The organism is Streptomyces sp. R41 (assembly GCF_041053055.1).
In the GTDB taxonomy this organism is placed as follows: domain Bacteria; phylum Actinomycetota; class Actinomycetes; order Streptomycetales; family Streptomycetaceae; genus Streptomyces.
In genome coordinates, this window is record NZ_CP163443.1 from 5508555 (window position 1) to 5529201 (window position 20647).

Below are 20647 nucleotides of genomic sequence, written 5' to 3' on the forward strand. Positions count from 1 at the left end.
GAACCGGGGTCTGGGACGTCTGCGCAGCAGCGTAGTCCTCGCCTGGTGCGACGGACCGCCCGGAGCGGCCCATTCCCAGCATGTGGACGGTGCCGAGGCGTGGTGGGGCGCACATGTCCTGTGTATTGCACACTACTTGGGCTCACCGCCCCTTCCACCCGGCCGAGGCCCAGAAGAGTGGTCACCAGCCCGTCAGCAGCAGGTGATTGAGGAGCAGGGCCAGGATGGCCTGCGCGGTGAGCCAGGCGCGCGGCCGCGGGAGGAACGCGCACGCCGGGAGCAGCCACATCGCGAACGGCAGCCAGATGCGCTCCGTCTCCGCCTTGCTCATGCCGGAGAGGTCGGCGACGAGGAGGGCGAGCAGGGCGGCGAACACCAGCAGCGAGAGGCGGGGTTCGGCAGCGGGAGTACGAAGGCGGCCGGGCACGTCCTTGTCCGTCGGGATACGGAGGCAGCCGCGGACGTCCTTGCGTACGGGGGCCGAGCCCGCCCGTCGCAGGCCCGCCGCCGTCGCCGGGCCCACGATGAGCGCCGTGCACGCGAGGTTCGCCCACACCCAGTAGCCGTACGGCCGGATGCCGCCGGCCCCTTCGTAGTAGCGGGTGACCAGCAGGCGGTACGCCTCCCACCAGTCGAAGCCGAGCAGCGTGAACACCAGTGGCACGACCGCCAGTCCGGCGACGACGTACGGGAGGGGGCGCAGCCGTCGGCGGCCGAGCAGCAGGACGGCGCAGGCGATCACCGCGAACAGCGTCAGCCCGTAGGAGAGATACGCGGTGAGGCCGAAGAGGAGTCCGGAGGCAAGGCCTGTCGCCCGCGGCCGGTGTCCGGTGACCGCGAGGGCGAGGAACGCGACGGCCCAGGCGGCGACCGCCGCGAAGTATCCGTCCCCGGAGGTGCCCATCCACACGGCGGCCGGGGCGAGGACGAGGAACGGGGCGGCACGCCTGGCGAGGGCCTCCCCCGCCAGCGTCCGTACGGTGACGAGGACCGCGGCGGCTGCCGTCGCCCCGACGGTGATGCACCAGACGCCCGCCCAGGCCCCGCCGCCCAGCCCGATCCGGTCGAGCAGGACGAAGGTGAGGGTGGCCGCGGGGGGATGTCCGGCGACGTGCGCGGGCCAGTGGTCGGGGGAGTGGATCAGGATGTGGTGAGTGAAGTCCCGCAGGGCGGCGGGGATGTCATGGAAGCGGTTGACGGGGCTGATGACCTGCAGGTACTCGTACTCGGTCGTCAGCCGCCGGGCGATCCCGCGCTGCCAGCCGTCGATCAGCGCGAGGGAGTACGTCCACGCCATGGCGGTGCCCCAGGCGGTGAACAGCAGCGCGCGCCAGGGCAGCCGCGCGGCGAGCAGCGGCCCGTACGCCACGACGGCGACGGCCACCACGATCGCGGCCGCGGTGCCGGGGCCGACATGCGGTTCCCAGTGTGCGTACAGCGGCGGCCAGCTGACGTGCAGCGTGCCGTGGCGGTGCTCGATGGAGTCGCCGATCAGGACGGCCGCCGTGACGAGCAGCGCCGCGGCGAGGGCGGCGGACAGGTCGAGCAGATGGTCGAGGGGAAGCTCGCGGGGGCGGTCGCGCGGGTCGCGGGGGAGGTCGCTGGGATCGCGGGGACGGTCGCGGAGATCGTGGCGAGCATCGCGGGGATCGCGGGGATCGCGGGGAAGATCGCGGTTCACACCGGCACGCTAGGCCGGGGGCTGCCCGGTGGGGCCGCCGCAGGGGTGGACGTCAGAGTTTCGTCATGGTTTGGGGACCCGTTCGGGGGGTGTTCCCGGCCTACGGTCGGGGCATGCCACGGTCTCCCTCCTCCCCCGCGTTCTGGCGCAGCCCGCTGCGCGGCCCCTGGTTCACCTCCGTGCTGGGCGTCGTGCTGCTCGGCGGGATCACGGTGCTGTTCGTGACGGGTCTGCTGTCGTACGCCGCCTACAACCCGAACCTGTCGCCGGTGAACGACATGACCCCGGACAAGGGTCTGCTCGGCTTCTACCTCTTCTCCTGGCCGACCGACCCGTCCTGGCTCTACCGGCTCACCCAGGGCGTGCACGTCACGCTCGGCGTCGTGCTGATCCCCGTACTCCTGGCGAAGCTGTGGTCGGTCGTGCCGAAGCTGTTCACGCTGCCGCCCGCCCGGTCCCTCGCGCACGCGCTGGAGCGGATCTCGCTGCTCCTGCTGGTGGGCGGCGCCCTCTTCGAGTTCACGACGGGCGTGCTCAACGTCCAGCTCGACTACATCTTCCCCGGCTCCTTCTATCCGCTGCACTTCTACGGCGCGTGGGTGTTCTTCGCCGCGTTCGTGGCGCACGCGGTGCTACGGGTGCCGGTGGCGGTACGCAATCTGCGCCATCCGAAGGACGATCGTCATCCGGGAGCCGAGTGTCATCTGACGGACGAGGAACGGGAGTTGGTGGCACCGGACCCCGCTCCGCCCACCTTCTCGCGGCGCGGCGCCCTCGGCTTCGTCGGCGGCGGCTCGCTGCTCCTGTTCGTCACGACGGCGGGCCACAGCTTCGACGGGCCGCTGCGGGAGACGGCCGTGCTCGCCCCGCACGGCGGCCCCGAACCGGGCTCCGGTCCCGCCGGATTCCAGATCAACAAGACGGCCGCCTCGCGCGGGATCAGCGCGAGCGAGACGAGCGAGGAGGCCTGGCGGCTGGTCGTCGAGGGGCCCGGCCGGACGGTCCGGCTGAGCCGGGCCGAGCTGCTGCGACTCCCGCTGCACAGCTCCGCGTTGCCCATCGCCTGCGTGGAGGGCTGGTCGACCTCCGACCAGTGGTGGCGGGGGGTGCGGCTGCGGGACGTGGCGGCGCTCGTCGGGTACGAGGAGGGCGCGGCGCCCGACGTGCTGGTGGAGTCGCTCCAGCGGCACGGCGCCTTCCGCCGGGCCGCCCTGCGCTACAACCAGGTGCGCGACCCGCGCTCCCTGCTCGCCCTGTTCGTCAACGGCGAGGACCTGACCCCCGACCACGGCTACCCGGCGCGGATCATCGTTCCCGCGGCACCCGGTGTGCTCAACACCAAGTGGGTGGCCCGGATGACGTTCGGAGACCTGTGATGCGACGGCCGTTCGGCAGGCCCGCCCTGGGCAGTCCGCTCCAAATCCTGCTGCTCGCCGGCTCGTTCGCGCTCGCCGGGTACGCGGCGGTGCGGCTCCTCGGCGACAACTGGTTCGAGGTCGCGCTGTGGTTCGTGGGCTTGGCGGTGCTGCACGACCTGGTACTGGTGCCGCTGTACTCAGCAGCGGACCGGGCCGTCACGGGGGCGCTGGGCGCGGCCGGCCGCCGGGAGCGGACGGTCTACGTCCGGGTCCCGGCGGCGCTCTCCGCTCTCCTGCTGTTGGTGTGGTATCCGCTGATCAGCGGGCAGATGGCGGACCATTACAGGTCCGCGACCGGCCTCTCGGGCGACGACTTCCTGTCCCGCTGGCTGCTGATCACGGCGGTGCTGTTCGGCGGCTCCGCGCTGCTCCTCGTAGGGAAGTTGCGGCGGTTGCGCAGGGCGACGAAGGAACGGCCGCCGGTCGCCCACTGACCGTCCGGGCGCCAGCCCGCGCGCGTCGCGTGCCGCAGCAGGGCCGGGGTGCCGAGGCGGGCCCAGGGGAAGGCCGGGCCGACGTCGCCGGCGTCACCGTGGGCGCCGGTGACGCGGACGACGTGGACGCTGACGCGTTCGTCGATGTCCAGGTCCGGGACGGTCTCGGCGATCAACAGCCCGCCGGGGGCAAGGACTTGGGACATCCGGCGCAGCAGGGCGGCCGGGTCGCCGCCGATGCCGACGTTGCCGTCGATGAGGAGCGCGGTGTCCCAGCGGCCCTCACCGGGGAGCGGCTCGAAGACGGACCGCCGCAGCGCCTGCCCACCGAGCCGCACGGTGTGCGCGACGGCGGCCTCGCTGACATCGATCCCGAGCGCGGCCCACCCCCGCGCCGCAAGCTCTGCGACAAGCCGCCCCGGCCCACACCCCACGTCGAGCACGGCACCTTTGCAGCGCCGCAGCGCCTCCAAGTCGGCCGCGTCGGCCCGCCCACACCACCGCTCGACCTCGAGCGGGAGCAGCCAGCCGTCGGGCCGGCGCAGATAGAGGGGACCCTGACCGGTACGGAGAGCGTCGGAGTAGGGGTCGGCGGACCAGGGCGCAGCCGTGGCCGCCCCAGCTGCGGGCAGGCGTGCCGCAAGGGGCGGCACGGGTGGGCGCAGCGGCACCCTGAGCGCGCCGGCAAGCGAACCCTCCCTGTGGCCGGCACCGCTGCCGGGTGCCATGCTCATCTGGCCGGCACCCACGCCGGGTGCCGTACTCACCGGTGGCTCACCGCCCGCACGCGGGCGAGCTCCGCGGCGAACCGCCCCCCGGGCGCCATCGCCGCGACCAACTGCGCGTCGCGGGCCGTGTCCACGTCCCGCAGACGGGGCAGATCCCGCACGAGCAGCCCCGCAGAGACGAGCCGCTCCCGCTGCACCGCCCCCGTCGTCGGTGTGGACATCGGCACACCTCGCAGCAGCGCGGGCTCGGGCACGGCCAGCCCCAGCGCCCAGAAACCCCCGTCCTCGGCCGGCCCGAAGTACGCGTCGCAGTCCGCGAAGTCCACCGTGAGCAGCTCGGGCCTCACCTGCGGCGTGTCCATGCCGATGAGCAGCGCGGGCCCGTCGCAGCAGGCGAAGGCCGCGGCCAGCCGCTCGTCGAGCCCTCCCCCGCACTGCGGTACGACGTCGAAGCCGGGCGGCAGCCAGGCCCCCGGCTCTCCGTCGAGCACCAGCACGCGACGCCGCGCGGGCGTCGCCGCCACCGTACGCAGGGTGTCCACGAGGGCCGCCTCGGCGAGCAGCGCGGCTTCCCGGGGCGTGAACGGCGGCGTGAGCCGGGTCTTGACCCGTCCCGGTCGCGGTTCCTTGGCGATGACGAGGAGAGTCGTCACTGGGTGGTTCCTCCCTGAGAGGGGGCGGGCGACTCGACGCGCGTTGGCGGTTCCGCGAGGACGCGGCGCATGTCCCGTACTGCCTGCCAGGTGCCGCGCCAGGTACCGGTGACCTTGGAGGCGCCGGTGCGCGGCAGGTACGGAACGTCGTGCTCGGCGATGCGCCAGCCGGCGTCGGCGGCGCGGACGACCATCTGGAGCGGGTAGCCGCTGCGGCGGTCGGTGAGGCCGAGGTCCAGCAGCGGCTCGCGGCGGGCGGCCCGCAGCGGGCCGAGGTCGTGCAGACGCAGCCCGGTGCGGCGCCGGAGCATCCGCGCCAGCACGAGATTGCCCGCCCGGGCGTGCGCGGGCCACGCGCTCCGGCCCTGCGGGCGGCGCCGCCCGAGCACGAGGTCGGCCCCGCCGTCGCGGACCTCGCGGACGAAGGGCACGAGCAGGGCCGGGTCGAGCGAGGCGTCGCAGTCGCAGAAGCACACGATGTCCGCGGTGGCGGCGGTCAGCCCGGCGTGGCAGGCGGCGCCGAACCCGCGCCGCTCCTCGCGCACAACGGTCGCGCCGAGCCCGCGGGCCAGCTCCGCCGAGCCGTCCGTGGAGCCGTTGTCCACGACCAGCGCGCGCCAGCCGGGCGGGATGCGGGCGAGCACCCAGGGCAGGGCCTCGGCCTCGTTGAGACAGGGGAGGACCACGTCGACTTGCGGGTCCGATGGGGGACAGGCGGGATGGGCAGTCACGGCTTTCACCCTACGAACGCGAAAGGTAAATATCGGACTTCAGGTCCTTACGAAACACGGACGTCGGGCTCGCCGCGAACACGGACGTCGAGCCTCATGGACACGGACGTCGAGCTCATGGACACCGAGTCGAGACTCATTACGAATCACGGACGTCCAGGTCGCAGCCCGGCACGGACCTGCGGCCGGTGGGAGGCTGGACGCATGCATCAGCCGTACGAATCCCCAGGTGCCGTACCCGCCCCGAGCGGGTACGGGGACACGACGCGCGTCCTCGTCGTGGACGACGACCCGACCGTCGCCGAGGTCGTCTCCGGCTACCTCGACCGCGCGGGCTACGTGGTGGACCGCGCCGCGGACGGACCCGCCGCGCTCGCCCGTGCCGCCGCGCACTGGCCGGACCTGGTGGTCCTGGATCTGATGCTGCCCGGGATGGACGGCCTGGAGGTGTGCCGGCGGATGCGCGGACGCGGGCCCGTGCCGGTCATCATGCTCACCGCCCGCGGTGACGAGGACGACCGGATCCTGGGCCTGGAGGTGGGCGCGGACGACTACGTCACCAAGCCGTTCAGCCCCAGGGAACTGGTCCTGCGCGTGGAGTCCGTCCTGCGCCGGACCCGGCCCTCCGCCTCCGCGCACCCTCTGCACACGGCCGGTCTCACCGTCGACCCGGCCGCCCGTCGCGCCACCAAGGAGGGCGTCGAACTCGCCCTCACCATCCGTGAGTTCGACCTCCTCGCCTTCTTCCTCCGGCACCCCGGCCGCGCCTTCAGCCGCGAGGACCTGATGCGCGAGGTCTGGGGCTGGGACTTCGGGGACCTGTCGACGGTCACGGTCCATGTGCGCCGGCTGCGGGGGAAGGTCGAGGACGATCCGGCCAGACCCCGCCTGATCCAGACGGTGTGGGGCGTCGGCTACCGCTTCGACGCCACGCCCGGCGAGGAGGCGGTCTGACGATGTCCGCTGCCACGCTCCGCCGGGAGGCGGGTCCGACGATGTCCGGCACCGGTCTCCGCCGGGAAGGCGGTCTGACGATGTCTGCTGTCATGCTCCGCCGGGAGGCGGGTCCGACGATGTCCGGCACCGGTCTCCGCCGGGAAGGCGGTCTGACGATGTTCGCTGCCATGCTCCGCCGGGAGGGTGGTCTCACGACGCTCGACGCCACTCTGTCCGTCGCCACCCCTCGCCGGGAGGCGATCTGACCATGCGCGACATTCTGCTCATCGCCCTCTTCGCCTTCCTCGGCGCGGCCGCGGCCGGGCTGTTCGGCGCGGGCGCGCTCTGGCTCATCCGGCGGCGCTCGCTGACCGCGTCGCTCGCGGTCGTCGCCACCGTGGCCGTTACCGCGATGCTCGCGGGGACACTGGCCGTGGCCTGGGCGATGTTCCTGTCCTCGCACGACCTGACCGTCGTCACCACGGTCGTCGCGATGGCGGCGGTCGTCTCGCTGGCCACCGCGCTGCTGCTGGGCCGCTGGGTCGTCGCCGGCAGCCGGGCGCTCACCCTCGCCGCACGCTCCTTCGGCGACGGCGGCGACTTCGCGGCTCCCGACGGCCCGGCGACGGCCGAACTCACCGCGCTGAGCCGGGAGTTGGAGGCCACCAGTGCGAAGCTCGCCGAGTCCCGCGACCGTGAACGTGCCCTGGAGACCTCGCGCCGCGAACTCGTCGCGTGGATCTCGCACGATCTGCGCACTCCCCTCGCGGGGCTCCGGGCCATGTCCGAAGCCCTCGAAGACGGCGTCGCCGCCGACCCCGACCGCTACCTCCGCCAGATGCGCACCGAGGTCGAGCGCCTCAACGACATGGTCGGCGACCTGTTCGAGCTCTCCCGCATACACGCCGGGACGCTCGCCCTCTCCCCCTCCCGGATGTCCGTGTACGATCTGGTGGGCGACGCCCTCGCGGGCGCGGATCCCCTGGCCCGCGAGCACGGCGTACGGCTGGTCGGCGACCGGATCGAGCCGGTTCCCGTCGAGGTCGACGGGAAGGAAATGAGCCGGGTGCTGGGCAATCTGCTCGTCAACGCGATTCGGCGCACGCCTGCCGACGGTACGGTCGCGGTGGCGGCGGAACGCTCGTCCGCGGGGGTCGTCCTGTCCGTCACCGACGGCTGCGGTGGTATTCCCGAGGAGGACCTTCCGCGCGTCTTCGACACCGGCTGGCGCGGCACCCATGCGCGCACGCCCCCCGCCGGGGCGGGGCTGGGCCTCGCCATCGTCCGCGGCATCGTGGAGGCCCATCAGGGCCAGGCCGCCGTCCACAACGTCCCCGGCGGCTGCCGCTTCGAGGTCACCCTTCCCATGGCCGGGGCCTGAGTTTCTTCGCCCCCTCCGCCCCTGCCCGTCCCGTACCTGGGGGCTCCGCCCCCAGACCCCCAAAAGACCGCGCAGTTCCCCGCGCCCCCAAAAAAGGGGCGCGGATACAGCTACTCCCCGCTCAACCGCGCCGCCGCGAACTCCCGCATTCCCTCCACGAATCCGACCTCGGCCTTCCAGCCCAGTTCGGCCCGCAGCCGCGACGAGTCCGCGGTGATGTGGCGAACGTCGCCGAGCCGGTACTCCCCGGTCACGACGGGCTCGGGGCCGCCGTACGCGGCGGCCAGGGCGCGTGCCATCTCGCCGACGGTGTGCGGTTCGCCGCTGCCGGTGTTGTAGGCGGTGAGCGCACCGTCGTGCGAACCCGCCTCCAGCGCCGCCACGTTGGCCGCCGCCACATCCCGTACGTGTACGAAGTCCCGCCGCTGCCCGCCGTCCTCGAAGACGCGCGGGGCCTCGCCCCGGGCGAGCGCGGACCGGAAGAAGGAGGCGACGCCGGCGTACGGGGTGTCGCGGGGCATCCCGGGGCCGTACACGTTGTGGTAGCGCAACGACACGGCGCTGCAGCCTGTCGACCGGGCCCAGGCCGCCGCCAGATGCTCCTGGGCCAGCTTGGTCGTCGCGTACACGTTCCGGGGGTCGGCCGGGGCGTCCTCGCCCACCAGACCCGGCGTCAGTTCCTCACCGCACCGGGGGCACCGGGGCTCGAAACGCCCCGCGTCGAGATCCTCGACGGCCCGGGGCCCCGGCCGCACCACACCGTGCCATTCGCACTCGTACCGCCCCTCCCCGTACACCACCATCGACCCGGCGAGCACGAGCCGCCGTACCCCCGCGTCGGCCATGGCGGCGAGCAGCACCGCCGTACCGAGGTCGTTGCGCGAGACGTACTCGACCGCGTCGTCGAACCCCCTGCCAAGACCCACCATCGCCGCCTGATGACACACGGCGTCCACTCCCGGCAGCGCGGCCGCGAGGGCCGCGGCGTCGCGCACGTCCAGGCCGTCGCGCAGGTCGAACACGACCGTCTCGTGCCCCCGCGCGGCCAGCGCCTCGACGACATGGGACCCGATGAACCCGGCACTGCCGGTGACCAGTACTCGCATGAGCCGAACGCTAGGGCCCCGGGCGCGGTGCACGGCAGAGCGGCGCCCGTCACGTCACCCGGCCGTAAGAGTTGTCCCGTACTGTCCCGCGGCTTCGTGGAACGGGGTCGGTCTGTCGGCGCGACCGGCTTCAACAGGTCCCGAGAGCCCGTACGTGACCCGGATCACAGGGGCAGGGTGCATCGCGGAGGGGGCTCCAGTGTCTTTCCCCTTGTGGAGGGAGCCGGTGCAGGGAGCCGGCGAGAACGGGGACGGTGCGGATGGAGCAGGATCGGGCCGATGGGTTCGACGGGTTCGTGGCGGCCCGTTGGTCCGCGTTGTTCCACCTCGCGCGGCTGCTCGCCGGAGGCGACCGGCACCGGGCCGAGGACCTGCTCCAGGAGGCCCTGGTCAAACTCTGGTTCGTCTGGCCCAGGATCGCCGAGGAGGCACCGGAGGCGTACGTACGCAAGGTCCTGGCGCGAGCGGCGGCCCGCTCCGCCCGGCGGCGCTGGTGGGGTGAGCGCCCGGTCGAACAGCTCCCCGACCTGCCGGAGGCGGGCGACGTGTCCGCCTCCGTGGTGGAGCGCTCGCGGTTGGAGTCCGCGCTGGCCCAGTTGCCGGCGCGGCAGCGGGCCGCGGTGGTGCTGCGCTACTACCAGGACCTGCCCGAGAAGCAGGTCGCGGAGGCGCTGGGGTGCCCGGTGGGCACCGCTCGATCCCATGCGTCACGGGGCGTGGCGCGGCTGCGCCGGATCCTGGCCGATGTCATCGAGCCGGTGGGGTGAAGGGGAGTCCATGGATCACTTCGAGCGGGAGTTGGCGCGGTTGATGCGCGACACCCAGGAGCACACCCCCTTCGAGCCGAAGCACCGGACGCGTCTGCGGGCGGGCGTACGGGCCCGCCGCCGTGCCCGCGCGGCGCAGAAGGCCGTCGGCTCCGTTCTGGCGGTCGCCGGACTCGGCATCGGCTTCTTCCTGCTGCCCCACGACCCCGTCAAGGACAGGCCCCAGGCTCCCCTTCCACGGCCCGCGACGAGCCCGTCGTATCCGAGTACGACGCCGACGCCGGACGCGTCCCCGAGCGAGACCTCCACCGCGACCCCCTCGAACACCGCCGGGACCGGCGACTCGACCTCCGGCCCGCCCACGACACCGACCGCGACCGGGAGTTCGGTCACGGCCTCCTCGGACCCGACCGTGACCGCGACCGACACGCCACCGCCCTCGTCCTCGGGGACGCCGAGCGCACCGGCGACGCCGTCGAGCACACCCTCGACCCTCGAGTCGTCGTCGCTCGCCGACTCGGCCGCCCCCGGGTAGCGGGTGCGGCGCCGCGTCCCCGACCGGCGACCGCAACTCGTCACCCCTGACCCGTGACACCCAGCCCCTGATCGCACCACTGCCGTGGGTGACTTCGGCATGCCCTGCGACAGAACACAGACATGGACACATCGTGACAAATGCAGGGCTGATCGCCTTGACGGACTCCGTGATGGACGACTTCATGGACCACGACTTCATGGACCGACTGCCGCTGCGCACACCGGTGCCGGCGCACCACCGGGAGCCCGTCCTGGACGTGGTCGTCCCGGTGTTCAACGAGGAGAGGGATCTGGAGCCGAGCGTGCGGCGGCTCCACGCGCACCTGCGGGAGACCTTCCCCTATCCGTTCCGAATCACCGTCGCCGACAACGCCAGCACCGACAAGACCCCGCGGATCGCGGCCCGGCTGGCCGCCGAGCTCCCCGGGACGCAGTGGCTGCGGCTGGCCGAGAAGGGACGGGGCCGGGCGCTGCACGCAGCGTGGTCGCGTTCGGCGGCCCCCGTACTCGCGTACGTGGACGTGGATCTGTCGACCGATCTGACGGCGCTGCTGCCGCTGGTCGCCCCGCTGATCTCCGGGCACTCCGACATCGCCATCGGCACCCGCCTGGCCCGCGGCTCCCGGGTGGTGCGCGGCCCCAAGCGGGAGGTCATCTCCCGCTGCTACAACGCCCTGTTGCGCTCCACCCTCGCCGTGGGCTTCTCCGACGCGCAGTGCGGTTTCAAGGCGGTGCGGCGCGATGTCGCCGAGCGGTTGCTGCCGCTGGTGAAGGACTCGGGGTGGTTCTTCGACACCGAGCTGCTGGTGATCGCCGAACGGGCGGGGCTGCGCATACACGAAGTGCCGGTCGACTGGGTGGACGACCCCGACAGCCGGGTCGACATCCTGTCCACGGCGCTGGCCGACCTGCGCGGCATGGCCAGGATCGGCCGGGCGCTGGCCCGTGGCACGCTCCCGATGGCCAGGCTGCGCCGGAGCGCCGGCGGCGAGTCGCGGGGCGGCCTGGCCGGCCAGCTGCTGCGCTTCGCCGCCGTAGGAGCGGTGAGCACCGTCGGATACGTGCTGCTGTACGCGACATTGCGGCCTGCGGTGGGGCCGCAGGCCGCCAACGCGCTGGCGCTGCTGGCCTGCGCCGTCGCCAACACGGCCGCGAACCGGCGGCTCACCTTCGGGCTGCGCGGCCGCGGCGGTGCGATGCGCCACCAGGCCAAGGGACTGCTCGTCTTCGTGGTCGGCCTGGCACTCACCAGCGGGTCACTCGCCACCCTGCACCACGTGGCGCCCGGGGCCGCGCGCCCCACCGAAGTCGCCGTGCTCGTCGCCGCCAACCTGGCCGCGACACTCCTGCGCTTCCTGCTCTTCCGGGCCTGGGTCTTCCCCGCCCGCCGCACCGGTCGCCGCGGGACGGGACCGACGGCCTCATGAACCACACGGCGCTGAACCACACGGCGCTGAACCACACGGCGCTGAACCACGCGACGCTGAACCACGCGACGTCGAGCGACCGAGCGATGAGTCACGCGAAACTGACGGCTCGTCCGGACGCCGACATCCCCGAGTCCTCCGACGCCGTCCCTGCCAGGGAGCAGCGGCTGCGCCGGGCCGCGCGGCACTACGCACCCGTCCTCGCGATGTACGGCGCACTGAAGCTCATCGGCTTCTCCGTGTTCATGTATCTGCTGCACTCCGCCGGGGACTACCGCACGAAGCACCCGCGCTTCGGCGGCGGCGCCCACCCCTGGGATGTACTGGCCACGTGGGACGGCTGGTGGTACGAGCAGATCGCCGCGCACGGGTACCACCCCGCGCTCGTCCCGGTTCCCGGGGCGAAGGGCCTGATCACCCTCGAAGGCAACTCGGCGGCGTTCTTCCCGCTCTACCCGGCGGCGATGCGCCTGGTCTCCGAGTGCACCGGCCTCGGTCCGTACGGCGCCGGCATGCTGGTCTCCGTCGTCGCCTCGTTCGTCGCCGCGCTCGGCATCTACGCCGTCACCGCCCGGTTCGGCGGCAGGCGGGCCGGGCTGGCCGCGGCCGGACTGTGGGCGGTCTGGCCCGGCTCCGGCATGGAGTGGTCGGTCTACTCGGAGTCCCTCTACATCGCCCTCGCCGTCTGGGCCTGCCACGCCGTCATCACCCACCGCTGGCTCACCGCGGGGGTCCTCACCTTCACCGCCGGCCTCAACCGCCCCACCGCCGTCGCGCTGATCGCCGCCCTGACGGTGGCCGCGCTGCCGGCACTCCACCGACACCGCCGCCGGGACGGCATGGTCCGGCCGCTGACCGCGATACTGATCGCCCCGCTCGGCCTGGTCGGCTACCTGCTCTGGGTGGGCCACCGAATGGGCGACTACGGCGGCTACTTCAAGCTCCAGACCGGCGCGTGGGCGCACACCTTCGACTACGGCAGCCACACACTCGACGTCCTCACCTCCGTCCCGGTGGGCCACTTCGACTACCTCTTCGCGTTCCCCTTCGAAGACATCATCGGCGTGGCCGTCGTCCTCCTGTCCCTGCTGCTGATCCCCCTCCTGATCCGCCTGCGCCCCCCGGCCGTCCTGGTGGTCCACACCCTCCTGACCATCGCCCTGGTCCTCGGCAGCCGGCAGATCTTCGGCAACGTCTCCCGCTACCTGCTCCCCGCCTTCCCCCTCTTCATCCCGCTCGCCCTCCAGATGCGCGGCCTCCGACCGCCCACGCAGTTCACGCTGCTCGCCATCGCCGCGGTGGCCTCGGGCTCGTACGCGGGCTACGCCCTCTTCGAACTCGGCGTCCCGTAAAGGCCAGGCGGAGGTGATTCGGCTGTCGGGGCGCGGTGAGGTCGGGGGCACTGTTCGGCGAGCTGGTTCGGTCAGGCGGGGATGTGCCAGAGCGGGGCCTGGTACTGCTCCGGACGGCTGCTGAGCAGGAGTGACCTGAGGTCCTGGCGTTGCTGGTCGCCGAGTCCGAGTGCCTCGGTGATCCTGCGGAACGTCACGTGGGTGATGCCTCGGGCGCGGGCGTCGGCCTCGAACCGGTCGAGTTGACGGAGCGTGCTGTCCGGGTCGAGCCGCTGTTCCGGTCGGCCCGGCAGCCGACCGGACTTGTTCCGCTCGTAGTCGATCTCCGAGTAGCCGCAGACTGCGCGGCTGGCCTGTTCGGCCTCCTCGAGGCTCTCCGTCTCAAGGAGGGCGCGGGCAAGCTCGTTGCGATTGAGGGCGTCGTCCAGGTCCGCTTCGTGGACGGTGGGGCCTTCGTCGGTGAGCGGGACCGGCAGGCCGACGTCCCTGACTTCGCAGAGGCCGCGGACCCCGCGGGCTGTGGCCGCCAGCATGGCCGCCGCCTCGGACGGGTGCCACTCCAGTACCGAGCCGACTGGTTCGACATGCTCGGCCGTGAACGTCAGGACCGTGGGGCCCATGCGGTCGCGCAGGTCCTCGGCCGGGAGCTCGCCGTCCAGCCCGGGGCCGGCGACCAAGAGCCGCACCGGTGCGTTGACCTGATAGCACGCGGCCAGAGTGAGGGCGTCGGCGAGAGGGCTGCGAAGGGTGGGTTCGTCGCCCTTGGCGAGGATGTCGCCGCCGACGTCCAGGAGGTCGAGGGACTCGGGGTCCAGGAGCTGGATGAGCTCTTCGAGTTGACGCGTGATGCCCTCGGCGCCGTGCAGCGGATCGAGCAGGGCGAAGATGTGCGGCAGTTCGCCTGCCAAGCGGGGGAGCGTCGAGTTCGCCGGAGCGATCGGCTTCGCCTCGGCGGGGACGGTCCGGACGCTTCGAGAGAGGGGCCGGAGGCCGGTGAAGTGAGCCGGCCCTCGTGGCCCCGGCACCGGATCGATCAGCTGGCGGTCCCACGCGTAGGTGAGGATCAGCGCCGGACGGCCGCCGTCCGCGTAGAGGGCCGCGTAGAGCATTGAGGCGGCGACGGCGTCGCCCCCGCCTCCGGCTGCCACGATCAAGCGCGTCACCCTCGTCAGCGTACGGGTTCGCGTACTGGCCACTCACCTTATAGTGGCTAGTGGTAATAGCCACTTGGACAAGGGGCTCCGATGCCGCAGATCGAAGAGACCCGGCCCAAGTATCTGCAGATCGCGCACTACATCCGCGAGCAGATTCTGCGGGGCGACCTTCGGCCCGGCGACGAGGTCCCCTCGGAACGCAGATTGGCGGCCGACTGGAGCGTGTCACGGCCGACGGCCGCTCGGTCGCTGGAGGCGCTGCGTCATCAGGGGCTGGTCGAGAAGCGGCAGGGATCGGGCACCTACGTGCGCACAGGCGCCGCGAACCGGCGTGCCCGGGAGTTCTACGGCCGGGCCAGGCAGACCGGCAGGATCCATCCGCCGGGCGAGTACGCGGTGATCACCTCGGCCGGCTGGCTGGCGGCTCCCGACCACGTTGCCGAGGCGCTGAGCCTGACACCCGGAGCCAGGGCTGTTCACCGGCGCCGGGTGACCAGGAACGAGACCGGGCCGATCGCGATCTCCACGTCCTGGTTCGGGGCCGATGTCGCAGAGCGTGCCCCCAAGCTCCGTGAGCTCGACCTGATTCAGGAGGGGACGCTCCTGTACGTCGAGAGCGTGACGGGGCGTCAAGGAAGCTATGCCGAAGACCGTTTGTGCGCGCGTCGGGCAACCGAGGGCGAGGCGGTCGACCTCGAACTCGAGCCCGGAGCAGCTGTCCTGATCGTCCATCACGTCGTCCACGACCTGCAGGACCGACCGTTGGAGTTCGCCGAGGCGACCTACCCGCCGGGCCGTTGGGCGTTCGAGCAGGGCTACCCGATCGGCTAGACAGTCGCGCCTTTCGGCGCGCATCGCTGCGAGCCTGGTACGGCGCGTATCGCTGCGAGCGCGCGGCCGTTGCCGAGACGTCAGTAGTCGATGCTCGGGTACCAGTCGCCGCGGCCCTGCGGGGTCAGGTCGAGGAGGTGCCAGACGGGGGCCAGGAGGTCGATGCCTCGTTCCTTGATGTCCTCGGCCATGCGGGGGTGAGCGGAGTAGGAGTGGCGGACCGCTCCGTCGCCGTCGCGGGTGAAGACGGAGATGGTGGAGTCCTGTTCGCCGTCCTTGTCCTCGCTGCCCAGGTCGTACTTGAACGTGCTGTCGCCGCAGCTCAGGAGGCGTAGCCGGTGCCAGCCGCGGTTGCGGGCGTGCTGCCGCACGGTGGGCGGGTCGGCGGCCGCGGCGATGACGAAGTCGGCGTTGCGCTCGACGTGGTGGGCGATGCCGTTGAAGCCGTCGATCCACAGGGTGCACATCGGGCAGGGCTCGGTCTGCAGCTTGCCGTACATGAAGTGGTAGACGATCAGCGGGCGGTCCGGGGCGGTGAACAGGCTGCTCAGGGTGGTCTCGCGGACGGGTGTGTCGCCGGCGGCGAGGTCGGCGGGGCCCTCGACGAAGGTGTAGTCGTCGACGGGCGGCCCCTCGGGGAGTGCCCGTCGCAGGGCCGCGACCTGCTCGCGCCCGCGCATGAGCTCGATCTCGGCCAGGCGAAGCTCTTCGCGGGCGGCGAGGTAGTCCGCCGTTTCCCCGGCCAGTCTGGTGTGCCGCACCATCGCGTCCTCCTGGGTGGCCATCCGCCGCCCCCGGTCCGGGGCCCCGGCTCCCGCGTCCCCGAACCGGTCCTTCAAGCCTAGGGCGGCCGCGCGCGGTCCGCAGAGTTCCCCCGCGTCGCATGTCCTGTTCGGGAGTCGAGCACGGCCGGGTCAGGAGGCGTGGCCCGGCCCGGTCAGCCGATGCAGACCACGAGCAGGCAGATCTCCGACGGCGAAGTCGTTGCCGGCGCGGGGCCGGCCTGCGGCGATCCCGAGTCCGTGCCGGCGGTGGCGGCGGGCGCGGACGTCTGCTGCGCCGCCGTACCGGTGTGGTCGGGGACCGATCCGCCGGAGGACGGGGAGGCGGTCGGCTGCGGGGCCGACGTCGCCGTCGTACGGGGCGTATGAGGGGTGGCAGTGGTGGCAGGCCCTGCGCTCGGCGCAGTGGTGCGGGGCAGGGTGGCGGTGGACTGCTCGCGCGGGAGGTTGGTCGCGTGCGACTGCGAGGGGGGAGTGGACGAGGACCGGTGAGTGTCGGGCGGGGTCACCGCCGGGCGGGTGTGCTGCGACGTCGGTTCCTCCGCGGTGCCCGTGGTCGGGACCTCCGGCGCCGTGGCCGCCTGTGCTCGGTCGGCGGACTGCCGGCCCATCGCGGCGACGGTCAGACCGCCTCCGACGAGTGCGACGGCGGTCGCGACCACGGCTCGGCGCTGGTTCTTCTTCCAGCGGGCCCGCTGGCGACGCCGTGCCGCCCGTCCTTGCGGCGCGGGCGGTACGTCCATGAGATCGCCGGACGGGCCGGTCTGCGCGGCCTCGTCCATGCCGGCCCCGACCGCCGTTGTCCCGGCACGAGGACCCGTTGTCCCGTCACGAAGGCGGCCGTCGTGCCACGCCTCAGAGGTGAATTCCCACGCCGCCGCGCCCGTCGTCGCCTGCGCGGCCCGGGCCGGGACAGTGCGACCGTCGGCCGTGGCCGGAGCGATGTCCGGAGCGTACGCACCGCACCCGGGACACACCAGGGCGCCGTTGAGATGCCGACGACACGAGGAGCAGTAGTCCATCTGCGGTCTTCCTGAGTTGACGTGTCGTCGCCCCCGTCGGGCCGCGACCTGGTCACGTTCGCACGTGGGATCGAATGGCCAGCAACCTAACGAGTCTTTCGAAAGACTGTGTGCAGCCCGTGTGATGCTCCTGCGCGAATCCCCTGAGGGCCTCGCATGTGCGACGTATGTGTCCACTGCTTCGGCTTGCCGGCGCAGAGTTCCTTGTCGATCAGGGCGTTCTGGGCCGGCGGCCCAGTTCGTCGTACAGCCTGCTGTACTCACGCCAGACGGCGGACGTCCTCCAGATACCGCAGGACCGCGGCGACCCGCCGGTCCACCTGGTCCGTCGGAGACAGGTCGAGCTTGGCGAAGATGCTGCGGATGTGCTTGTGGACGGCGCCCTCGGTGACGACGAGCCGTTCGGCGATCGCGGTGTTGCCCAACCCCTCGGCCATCAGGGCGAGTACGTCCCGCTCGCGGGGGCTGAGCCGTTCGAGCCGGCTGTCCTGACGGGAGCGGGTGAAGAGCTGCGCGACGACCTCGGGGTCGATGGCGGTGCCCCCGGCGGCCACCCGCCGCAGCGCGTCCAGGAACTCCTCCACCCGCCCGACGCGTTCCTTGAGCAGATAGCCGAGGCCGCCCACACCCCCGCTGAGCAGCTCGGTGGCGAAGCTCTGCTCGACGTACGCGGACAGCACGAGGACCGCCAGGTCGGGCCGCCGGCGCCGGGCCTCGACCGCCGCGACGATCCCCTCGTCGGTGTGGGTCGGCGGCATCCGTACGTCGAGGATGGCGACGTCCGGCTTGTGTTCGTCGATGGCGGCCAGCGCCTCGTCGGGGGTGCCCGCGGTGGCCACCACGTCGAGGGACTCGGCGCGTAGCAGCAGGGCGAGCCCCTCGCGCAGCAACGGGTCGTCCTCGGCAATCACGATCCGCATGTCACGATCCACAGGGAAGGTCCACCTTCAGGGTTGTCGGGCCGCCGGGCGGGCTCGCCAGGGAGAGGGTGCCGTCGTGCGCCGCGATCCGGCGGCGGATGCCGGTGAGTCCGGAGCCGCCGTCCTCGTCCGCGCCGCCCCGGCCGTCGTCCTCGACGCACAGGAGGAGACGGCCGCCGCGGCTGCGCGCCGTGACGGTGGCGTGTGCGGCGCCGCTGTGCTTGGCGACGTTGGTCAGCGCTTCGGCGACGACGAAGTAGGCGGTGGCCTCCACGGAGGCGGCACACCGCGCGGGCACGTCGACGTCGACCCTGCAGGGCACCGCGCTGTTCGCGGCAAGACCGGAGAGCGCGCCGGCCAGCCCCCGATCGGCCAGCACCGGAGGCAGGATGCTCCGGGAAACCGTGCGCAGCTCGGCGAGCGCCTGCTCGGCGGCGGACTGGGCGCGTTCGAGGAGTTCGTCGGCGCCGGCCGGATCGCGGGCCACCATGCGGCGGGCGGCGCCGAGCAGGACGGTGACGCCGACGATCCGGTTCTGGGTGCCGTCGTGCAGGGACCGCTCGATGCGGCGCAGCTCGGTGGCGTGGGCGTCGAGGGCGGCGGCACGGGTGGCGGTGAGTTCGACGATACGAAGAGACAGGTCCGTTTCCGGGCCGGCCGCGAGGAGCCCGCGTCCCGGCCGGGCCTGCAGCCCGGCCATGCCGGGGGTGAGCCCCAGGATGATGGTGATCCAGCCCAGGCCCAGCAGGGCCACGGCGAGGGCGTCCGGCCAAGAGTGCGCGGTGCCGAACCCCAGCGACGTACTGGTCGCGTCCTTGGGCGCGAACCGCCACCACAGCGGGAAGGTGCTGTCGCGGACGGCGGAGACCGGCAGGAAGACGCCGACCAGCCCCAGCAGGAACCCCAGGGTGGCGTGCCGGACCAGCCAGCGCAGTTCCCGTCGGGTGGTGGGGTCGACGAGGGCGAGCCGCAGCCGCGTCGGGGGAGGTTCCGGGGCGACGACCTCGGGGCCCCAGCGGCCGAGCCGCTCGCGTTCCCGGCCGGCCAGGGCATGCAGCGCGCGCAGCGCTGAGGGCGCCATGAGCAGCCCCGCTCCGACCGGACTCGTCACGGCGGTGACGGCCAGCCAGACCAGCACGAGCAGGGCCATCAGGGCCGTACCGAGCCCGGAGGCGAGCTGCCCGATCCCGGCGCCGGCGCCACTCAGGGTCCGTACGACGGTGTCGTTGAGGCCCTGACCCTGACCCTGACCCTGACCCGGACTCGGGTGCGGTCCCGCGCCTGGGCCCGGGGCCGAGCCCGGTCGATGTCCCGCGCCCGGGTGCTGTCCCGCCTCCGCACCGGGAGCCGAGCCCGGTCCCTGTCCCGCGCCCGGATCAGGAGCCGGGCCAGGCCCCTGTTCCGCGCTCAGGCGCTGTCCCGCGCTCGGGCCGGGAGCGGAGGCAGGACCCTGGCCCGGAGTCGTCCCCCGCACCCGGAGCCGCGCCCCGCCCCTCACCACCCCCCGCACCCCGGCCACCCGCCCCGGCGTCCCGCGGGATCGCCATCCGCCCTCCCCCCTTCCTTCCTTCGCGCCAGTTCGCGAACGACCTTATGCCGCGCCCCAGTTCGCCGTCAGTCGAGAGGGCGGGGGAGTACAGCCTGCTGTACCCCGAACCTGCCCGGCTGCGGGATCGGCCGGGAGGGGTGCTGATCCATAGCGTCGGTGACGACAGCCGGACCGCTCTGGACCAACCGCTCATCACCGCGTCAGGACCACGGAGGAAGCCCCCATGCCGCACACCGACCCCTACCGCCTCACCACCGCCGAGGGCACGCACGACGCGTCGTCGCCCGGCCTCACCCGCGGGGACGTCCTCCGCACGCTGCTCTGGGTCGTGGTCGTGATCAGCGCGGTCTCCAACATGGCCGCCTCCTACGGCGACGCCGACACCTGGGTGCACCTGGCCTGCGGCGCGGTCACCGTGCTCTGCGGGGGGACCCTCGCCGTGCGCAGTCTGCGAGGCCGTCGATGAACGCCGCCTTCGCCCGCACTCGCCGCTCTGCGATCACCGCCCCCGACGCGCCGACGTCCGCCATCGCCCTGGCCCAGGTCAGCAAGGATTACACGGGAGGCGTACGCGCCCTCGACGACGTGTCGCTGACGGTGGAGCGCGGCACGTTCCTCGCCGTGATGGGCCCGTCGGGCTCCGGCAAGAGCACGCTGATGCACTGTGCCGCCGGGCTGGACTCCCCGACGTCGGGCAGCGTCCGCATCGACGGCCACGAGATCGCCGGCCTGAACGAGACCCGCCGTACCGAACTGCGCCGGGAGCGCGTCGGGTTCGTGTTCCAGGCGTACAACCTGATCCCGTCGCTCAGCATCGAGGACAACATCACGCTGCCGCTGCGGCTGGCGGGACGCACCCCGGACAACGACTGGCTGCGGACGCTGGTGGAACGGGTCGGGCTGACCGACCGGCTGACCCACCGCCCGGCCGAGCTCTCCGGCGGTCAGCAGCAACGTGCCGCCGTCGTACGGGCGTTGGTGGCCAAGCCGGCCGTCGTGTTCGCCGACGAGCCGACCGGCGCGCTCGACCTGCGCAGCGCCCACGAGGTCCTCGACCTCCTGCGGGACCTCGTGAACGACCTGCGTCAGACGGTCGTGATGGTCACCCACGACCCGGCCGCCGCGGCCCGCGCGCACCACGTGCTGGTGATGGCCGACGGCCGGGTGGTCGAGGCCCTCGAAGCGCCGACCGCCCCTGAACTGGCCCGCCGTCTCGTCGCGTTGGGAGAGGCCTGAGC

At 72.8% G+C, this 20647-nt stretch carries 21 protein-coding genes; 11 read left to right on the top strand and 10 right to left on the bottom strand.

The genetic code is table 11. The features are described from left to right. Nucleotides 1-181: 181 nt before the first annotated feature. On the bottom strand, nt 182-1549 hold the full coding sequence (locus tag AB5J53_RS25290) for a hypothetical protein (protein WP_369252452.1): 1368 nt from the start codon (nt 1547-1549) through the stop codon (nt 182-184). Nucleotides 1550-1794: 245 nt separating this feature from the next. Between AB5J53_RS25290 and AB5J53_RS25295 the strand changes: the two genes are divergently transcribed. Beyond that, entirely contained in the window at nt 1795-3057 is a 1263-nt protein-coding gene (locus tag AB5J53_RS25295; protein ID WP_369247938.1) for a molybdopterin-dependent oxidoreductase, read from the top strand. Nucleotides 3058-3379: 322 nt separating this feature from the next. On the opposite strand, the gene AB5J53_RS25300 is transcribed toward AB5J53_RS25295, so the two are convergent. The 3 genes from AB5J53_RS25300 to AB5J53_RS25310 are packed head-to-tail and all read right to left on the bottom strand — an operon-like array spanning nt 3380 to nt 5645. Then, nucleotides 3380-4267, bottom strand: coding sequence for a class I SAM-dependent methyltransferase (locus AB5J53_RS25300; protein ID WP_369247939.1), 888 nt, complete (start codon nt 4265-4267; stop codon nt 3380-3382). A gap of 29 nt (nt 4268-4296) precedes the next feature. Continuing rightward, on the bottom strand, nt 4297-4914 hold the full coding sequence (locus tag AB5J53_RS25305) for a DUF2064 domain-containing protein (RefSeq protein ID WP_369247940.1): 618 nt from the start codon (nt 4912-4914) through the stop codon (nt 4297-4299). Then, nucleotides 4911-5645 carry a glycosyltransferase family 2 protein gene (locus AB5J53_RS25310; RefSeq protein WP_369247941.1) on the bottom strand — a complete coding sequence of 245 codons (735 nt, stop codon included), beginning with the start codon at nt 5643-5645 and terminating at the stop codon, nt 4911-4913. Before AB5J53_RS25310 ends, AB5J53_RS25305 begins: the two co-directional genes overlap by 4 nt. Before the next feature lie 204 nt (nt 5646-5849). Between AB5J53_RS25310 and AB5J53_RS25315 the strand changes: the two genes are divergently transcribed. The 3 genes from AB5J53_RS25315 to AB5J53_RS25325 are packed head-to-tail and all read left to right on the top strand — an operon-like array spanning nt 5850 to nt 7962. Further along, nucleotides 5850-6599, top strand: a complete 750-nt coding sequence (locus tag AB5J53_RS25315) for a response regulator transcription factor (protein WP_369247942.1) — start codon at nt 5850-5852, stop codon at nt 6597-6599. Nucleotides 6600-6601: 2 nt separating this feature from the next. After that, nucleotides 6602-6847 carry a hypothetical protein gene (locus AB5J53_RS25320; protein WP_369247943.1) on the top strand — a complete coding sequence of 82 codons (246 nt, stop codon included), beginning with the start codon at nt 6602-6604 and terminating at the stop codon, nt 6845-6847. 2 nt (nt 6848-6849) lie between these two features. Beyond that, nucleotides 6850-7962 carry a sensor histidine kinase gene (locus AB5J53_RS25325; protein WP_369247944.1) on the top strand — a complete coding sequence of 371 codons (1113 nt, stop codon included), beginning with the start codon at nt 6850-6852 and terminating at the stop codon, nt 7960-7962. A gap of 110 nt (nt 7963-8072) precedes the next feature. Here the strand turns inward: AB5J53_RS25325 and AB5J53_RS25330 are convergent, their stop codons facing one another. Next, complete coding sequence (locus AB5J53_RS25330; RefSeq protein ID WP_369247945.1) at nt 8073-9068, bottom strand: NAD-dependent epimerase/dehydratase family protein; 996 nt, start codon at nt 9066-9068, stop codon at nt 8073-8075. A 260-nt stretch (nt 9069-9328) separates the two neighbouring features. On the opposite strand from AB5J53_RS25330, the gene AB5J53_RS25335 reads away from it, so the two are divergent. The 4 genes from AB5J53_RS25335 to AB5J53_RS25350 all read left to right on the top strand — a co-directional run bounded on the left by AB5J53_RS25335 (nt 9329) and on the right by AB5J53_RS25350 (nt 13151). Further along, nucleotides 9329-9835: a SigE family RNA polymerase sigma factor gene (locus AB5J53_RS25335; RefSeq protein ID WP_369247946.1), complete on the top strand. Its 507-nt coding sequence runs from the start codon at nt 9329-9331 to the stop codon at nt 9833-9835. A 10-nt stretch (nt 9836-9845) separates the two neighbouring features. Then, nucleotides 9846-10370, top strand: coding sequence for a hypothetical protein (locus AB5J53_RS25340; RefSeq protein WP_369247947.1), 525 nt, complete (start codon nt 9846-9848; stop codon nt 10368-10370). Between the two features lie 199 nt (nt 10371-10569). Further along, nucleotides 10570-11799, top strand: a complete 1230-nt coding sequence (locus tag AB5J53_RS25345) for a glycosyltransferase (protein ID WP_369252454.1) — start codon at nt 10570-10572, stop codon at nt 11797-11799. 206 nt (nt 11800-12005) lie between these two features. Then, a complete protein-coding gene (locus tag AB5J53_RS25350; protein WP_369252455.1) occupies nt 12006-13151 on the top strand; it encodes a hypothetical protein in 1146 nt (381 codons plus the stop codon). A 71-nt stretch (nt 13152-13222) separates the two neighbouring features. Here the strand turns inward: AB5J53_RS25350 and AB5J53_RS25355 are convergent, their stop codons facing one another. Next, nucleotides 13223-14314, bottom strand: coding sequence for a DUF1152 domain-containing protein (locus AB5J53_RS25355; protein WP_369247948.1), 1092 nt, complete (start codon nt 14312-14314; stop codon nt 13223-13225). An 81-nt stretch (nt 14315-14395) separates the two neighbouring features. Here AB5J53_RS25355 and AB5J53_RS25360 point away from each other — a divergent pair, with 81 nt between their 5' ends. Next, nucleotides 14396-15136 carry a GntR family transcriptional regulator gene (locus tag AB5J53_RS25360; RefSeq protein ID WP_369247949.1) on the top strand — a complete coding sequence of 247 codons (741 nt, stop codon included), beginning with the start codon at nt 14396-14398 and terminating at the stop codon, nt 15134-15136. Between the two features lie 80 nt (nt 15137-15216). On the opposite strand, the gene AB5J53_RS25365 is transcribed toward AB5J53_RS25360, so the two are convergent. From AB5J53_RS25365 to AB5J53_RS25380, 4 genes are all read right to left on the bottom strand, one after another. Further along, nucleotides 15217-15921 carry a DUF899 family protein gene (locus AB5J53_RS25365; protein ID WP_369247950.1) on the bottom strand — a complete coding sequence of 235 codons (705 nt, stop codon included), beginning with the start codon at nt 15919-15921 and terminating at the stop codon, nt 15217-15219. Nucleotides 15922-16073: 152 nt separating this feature from the next. Next, nucleotides 16074-16700 carry a hypothetical protein gene (locus AB5J53_RS25370; RefSeq protein ID WP_369247951.1) on the bottom strand — a complete coding sequence of 209 codons (627 nt, stop codon included), beginning with the start codon at nt 16698-16700 and terminating at the stop codon, nt 16074-16076. Nucleotides 16701-17200: 500 nt separating this feature from the next. After that, nucleotides 17201-17860 (bottom strand): response regulator transcription factor, encoded by a 660-nt coding sequence (locus AB5J53_RS25375; protein WP_369247952.1) that lies wholly within the window; start codon nt 17858-17860, stop codon nt 17201-17203. A gap of 1 nt (nt 17861) precedes the next feature. Then, nucleotides 17862-19067 (bottom strand): sensor histidine kinase, encoded by a 1206-nt coding sequence (locus tag AB5J53_RS25380; protein ID WP_369252457.1) that lies wholly within the window; start codon nt 19065-19067, stop codon nt 17862-17864. Nucleotides 19068-19632: 565 nt separating this feature from the next. Between AB5J53_RS25380 and AB5J53_RS25385 the strand changes: the two genes are divergently transcribed. Next, the gene (locus tag AB5J53_RS25385; protein ID WP_369247953.1) at nt 19633-19875 is read left to right on the top strand and encodes a hypothetical protein; all 243 of its coding nucleotides are present in this window, start codon (nt 19633-19635) and stop codon (nt 19873-19875) included. After that, the gene (locus AB5J53_RS25390) at nt 19872-20645 is read left to right on the top strand and encodes an ABC transporter ATP-binding protein (RefSeq protein ID WP_369247954.1); all 774 of its coding nucleotides are present in this window, start codon (nt 19872-19874) and stop codon (nt 20643-20645) included. Before AB5J53_RS25385 ends, AB5J53_RS25390 begins: the two co-directional genes overlap by 4 nt. Nucleotides 20646-20647: the final 2 nt, after the last annotated feature.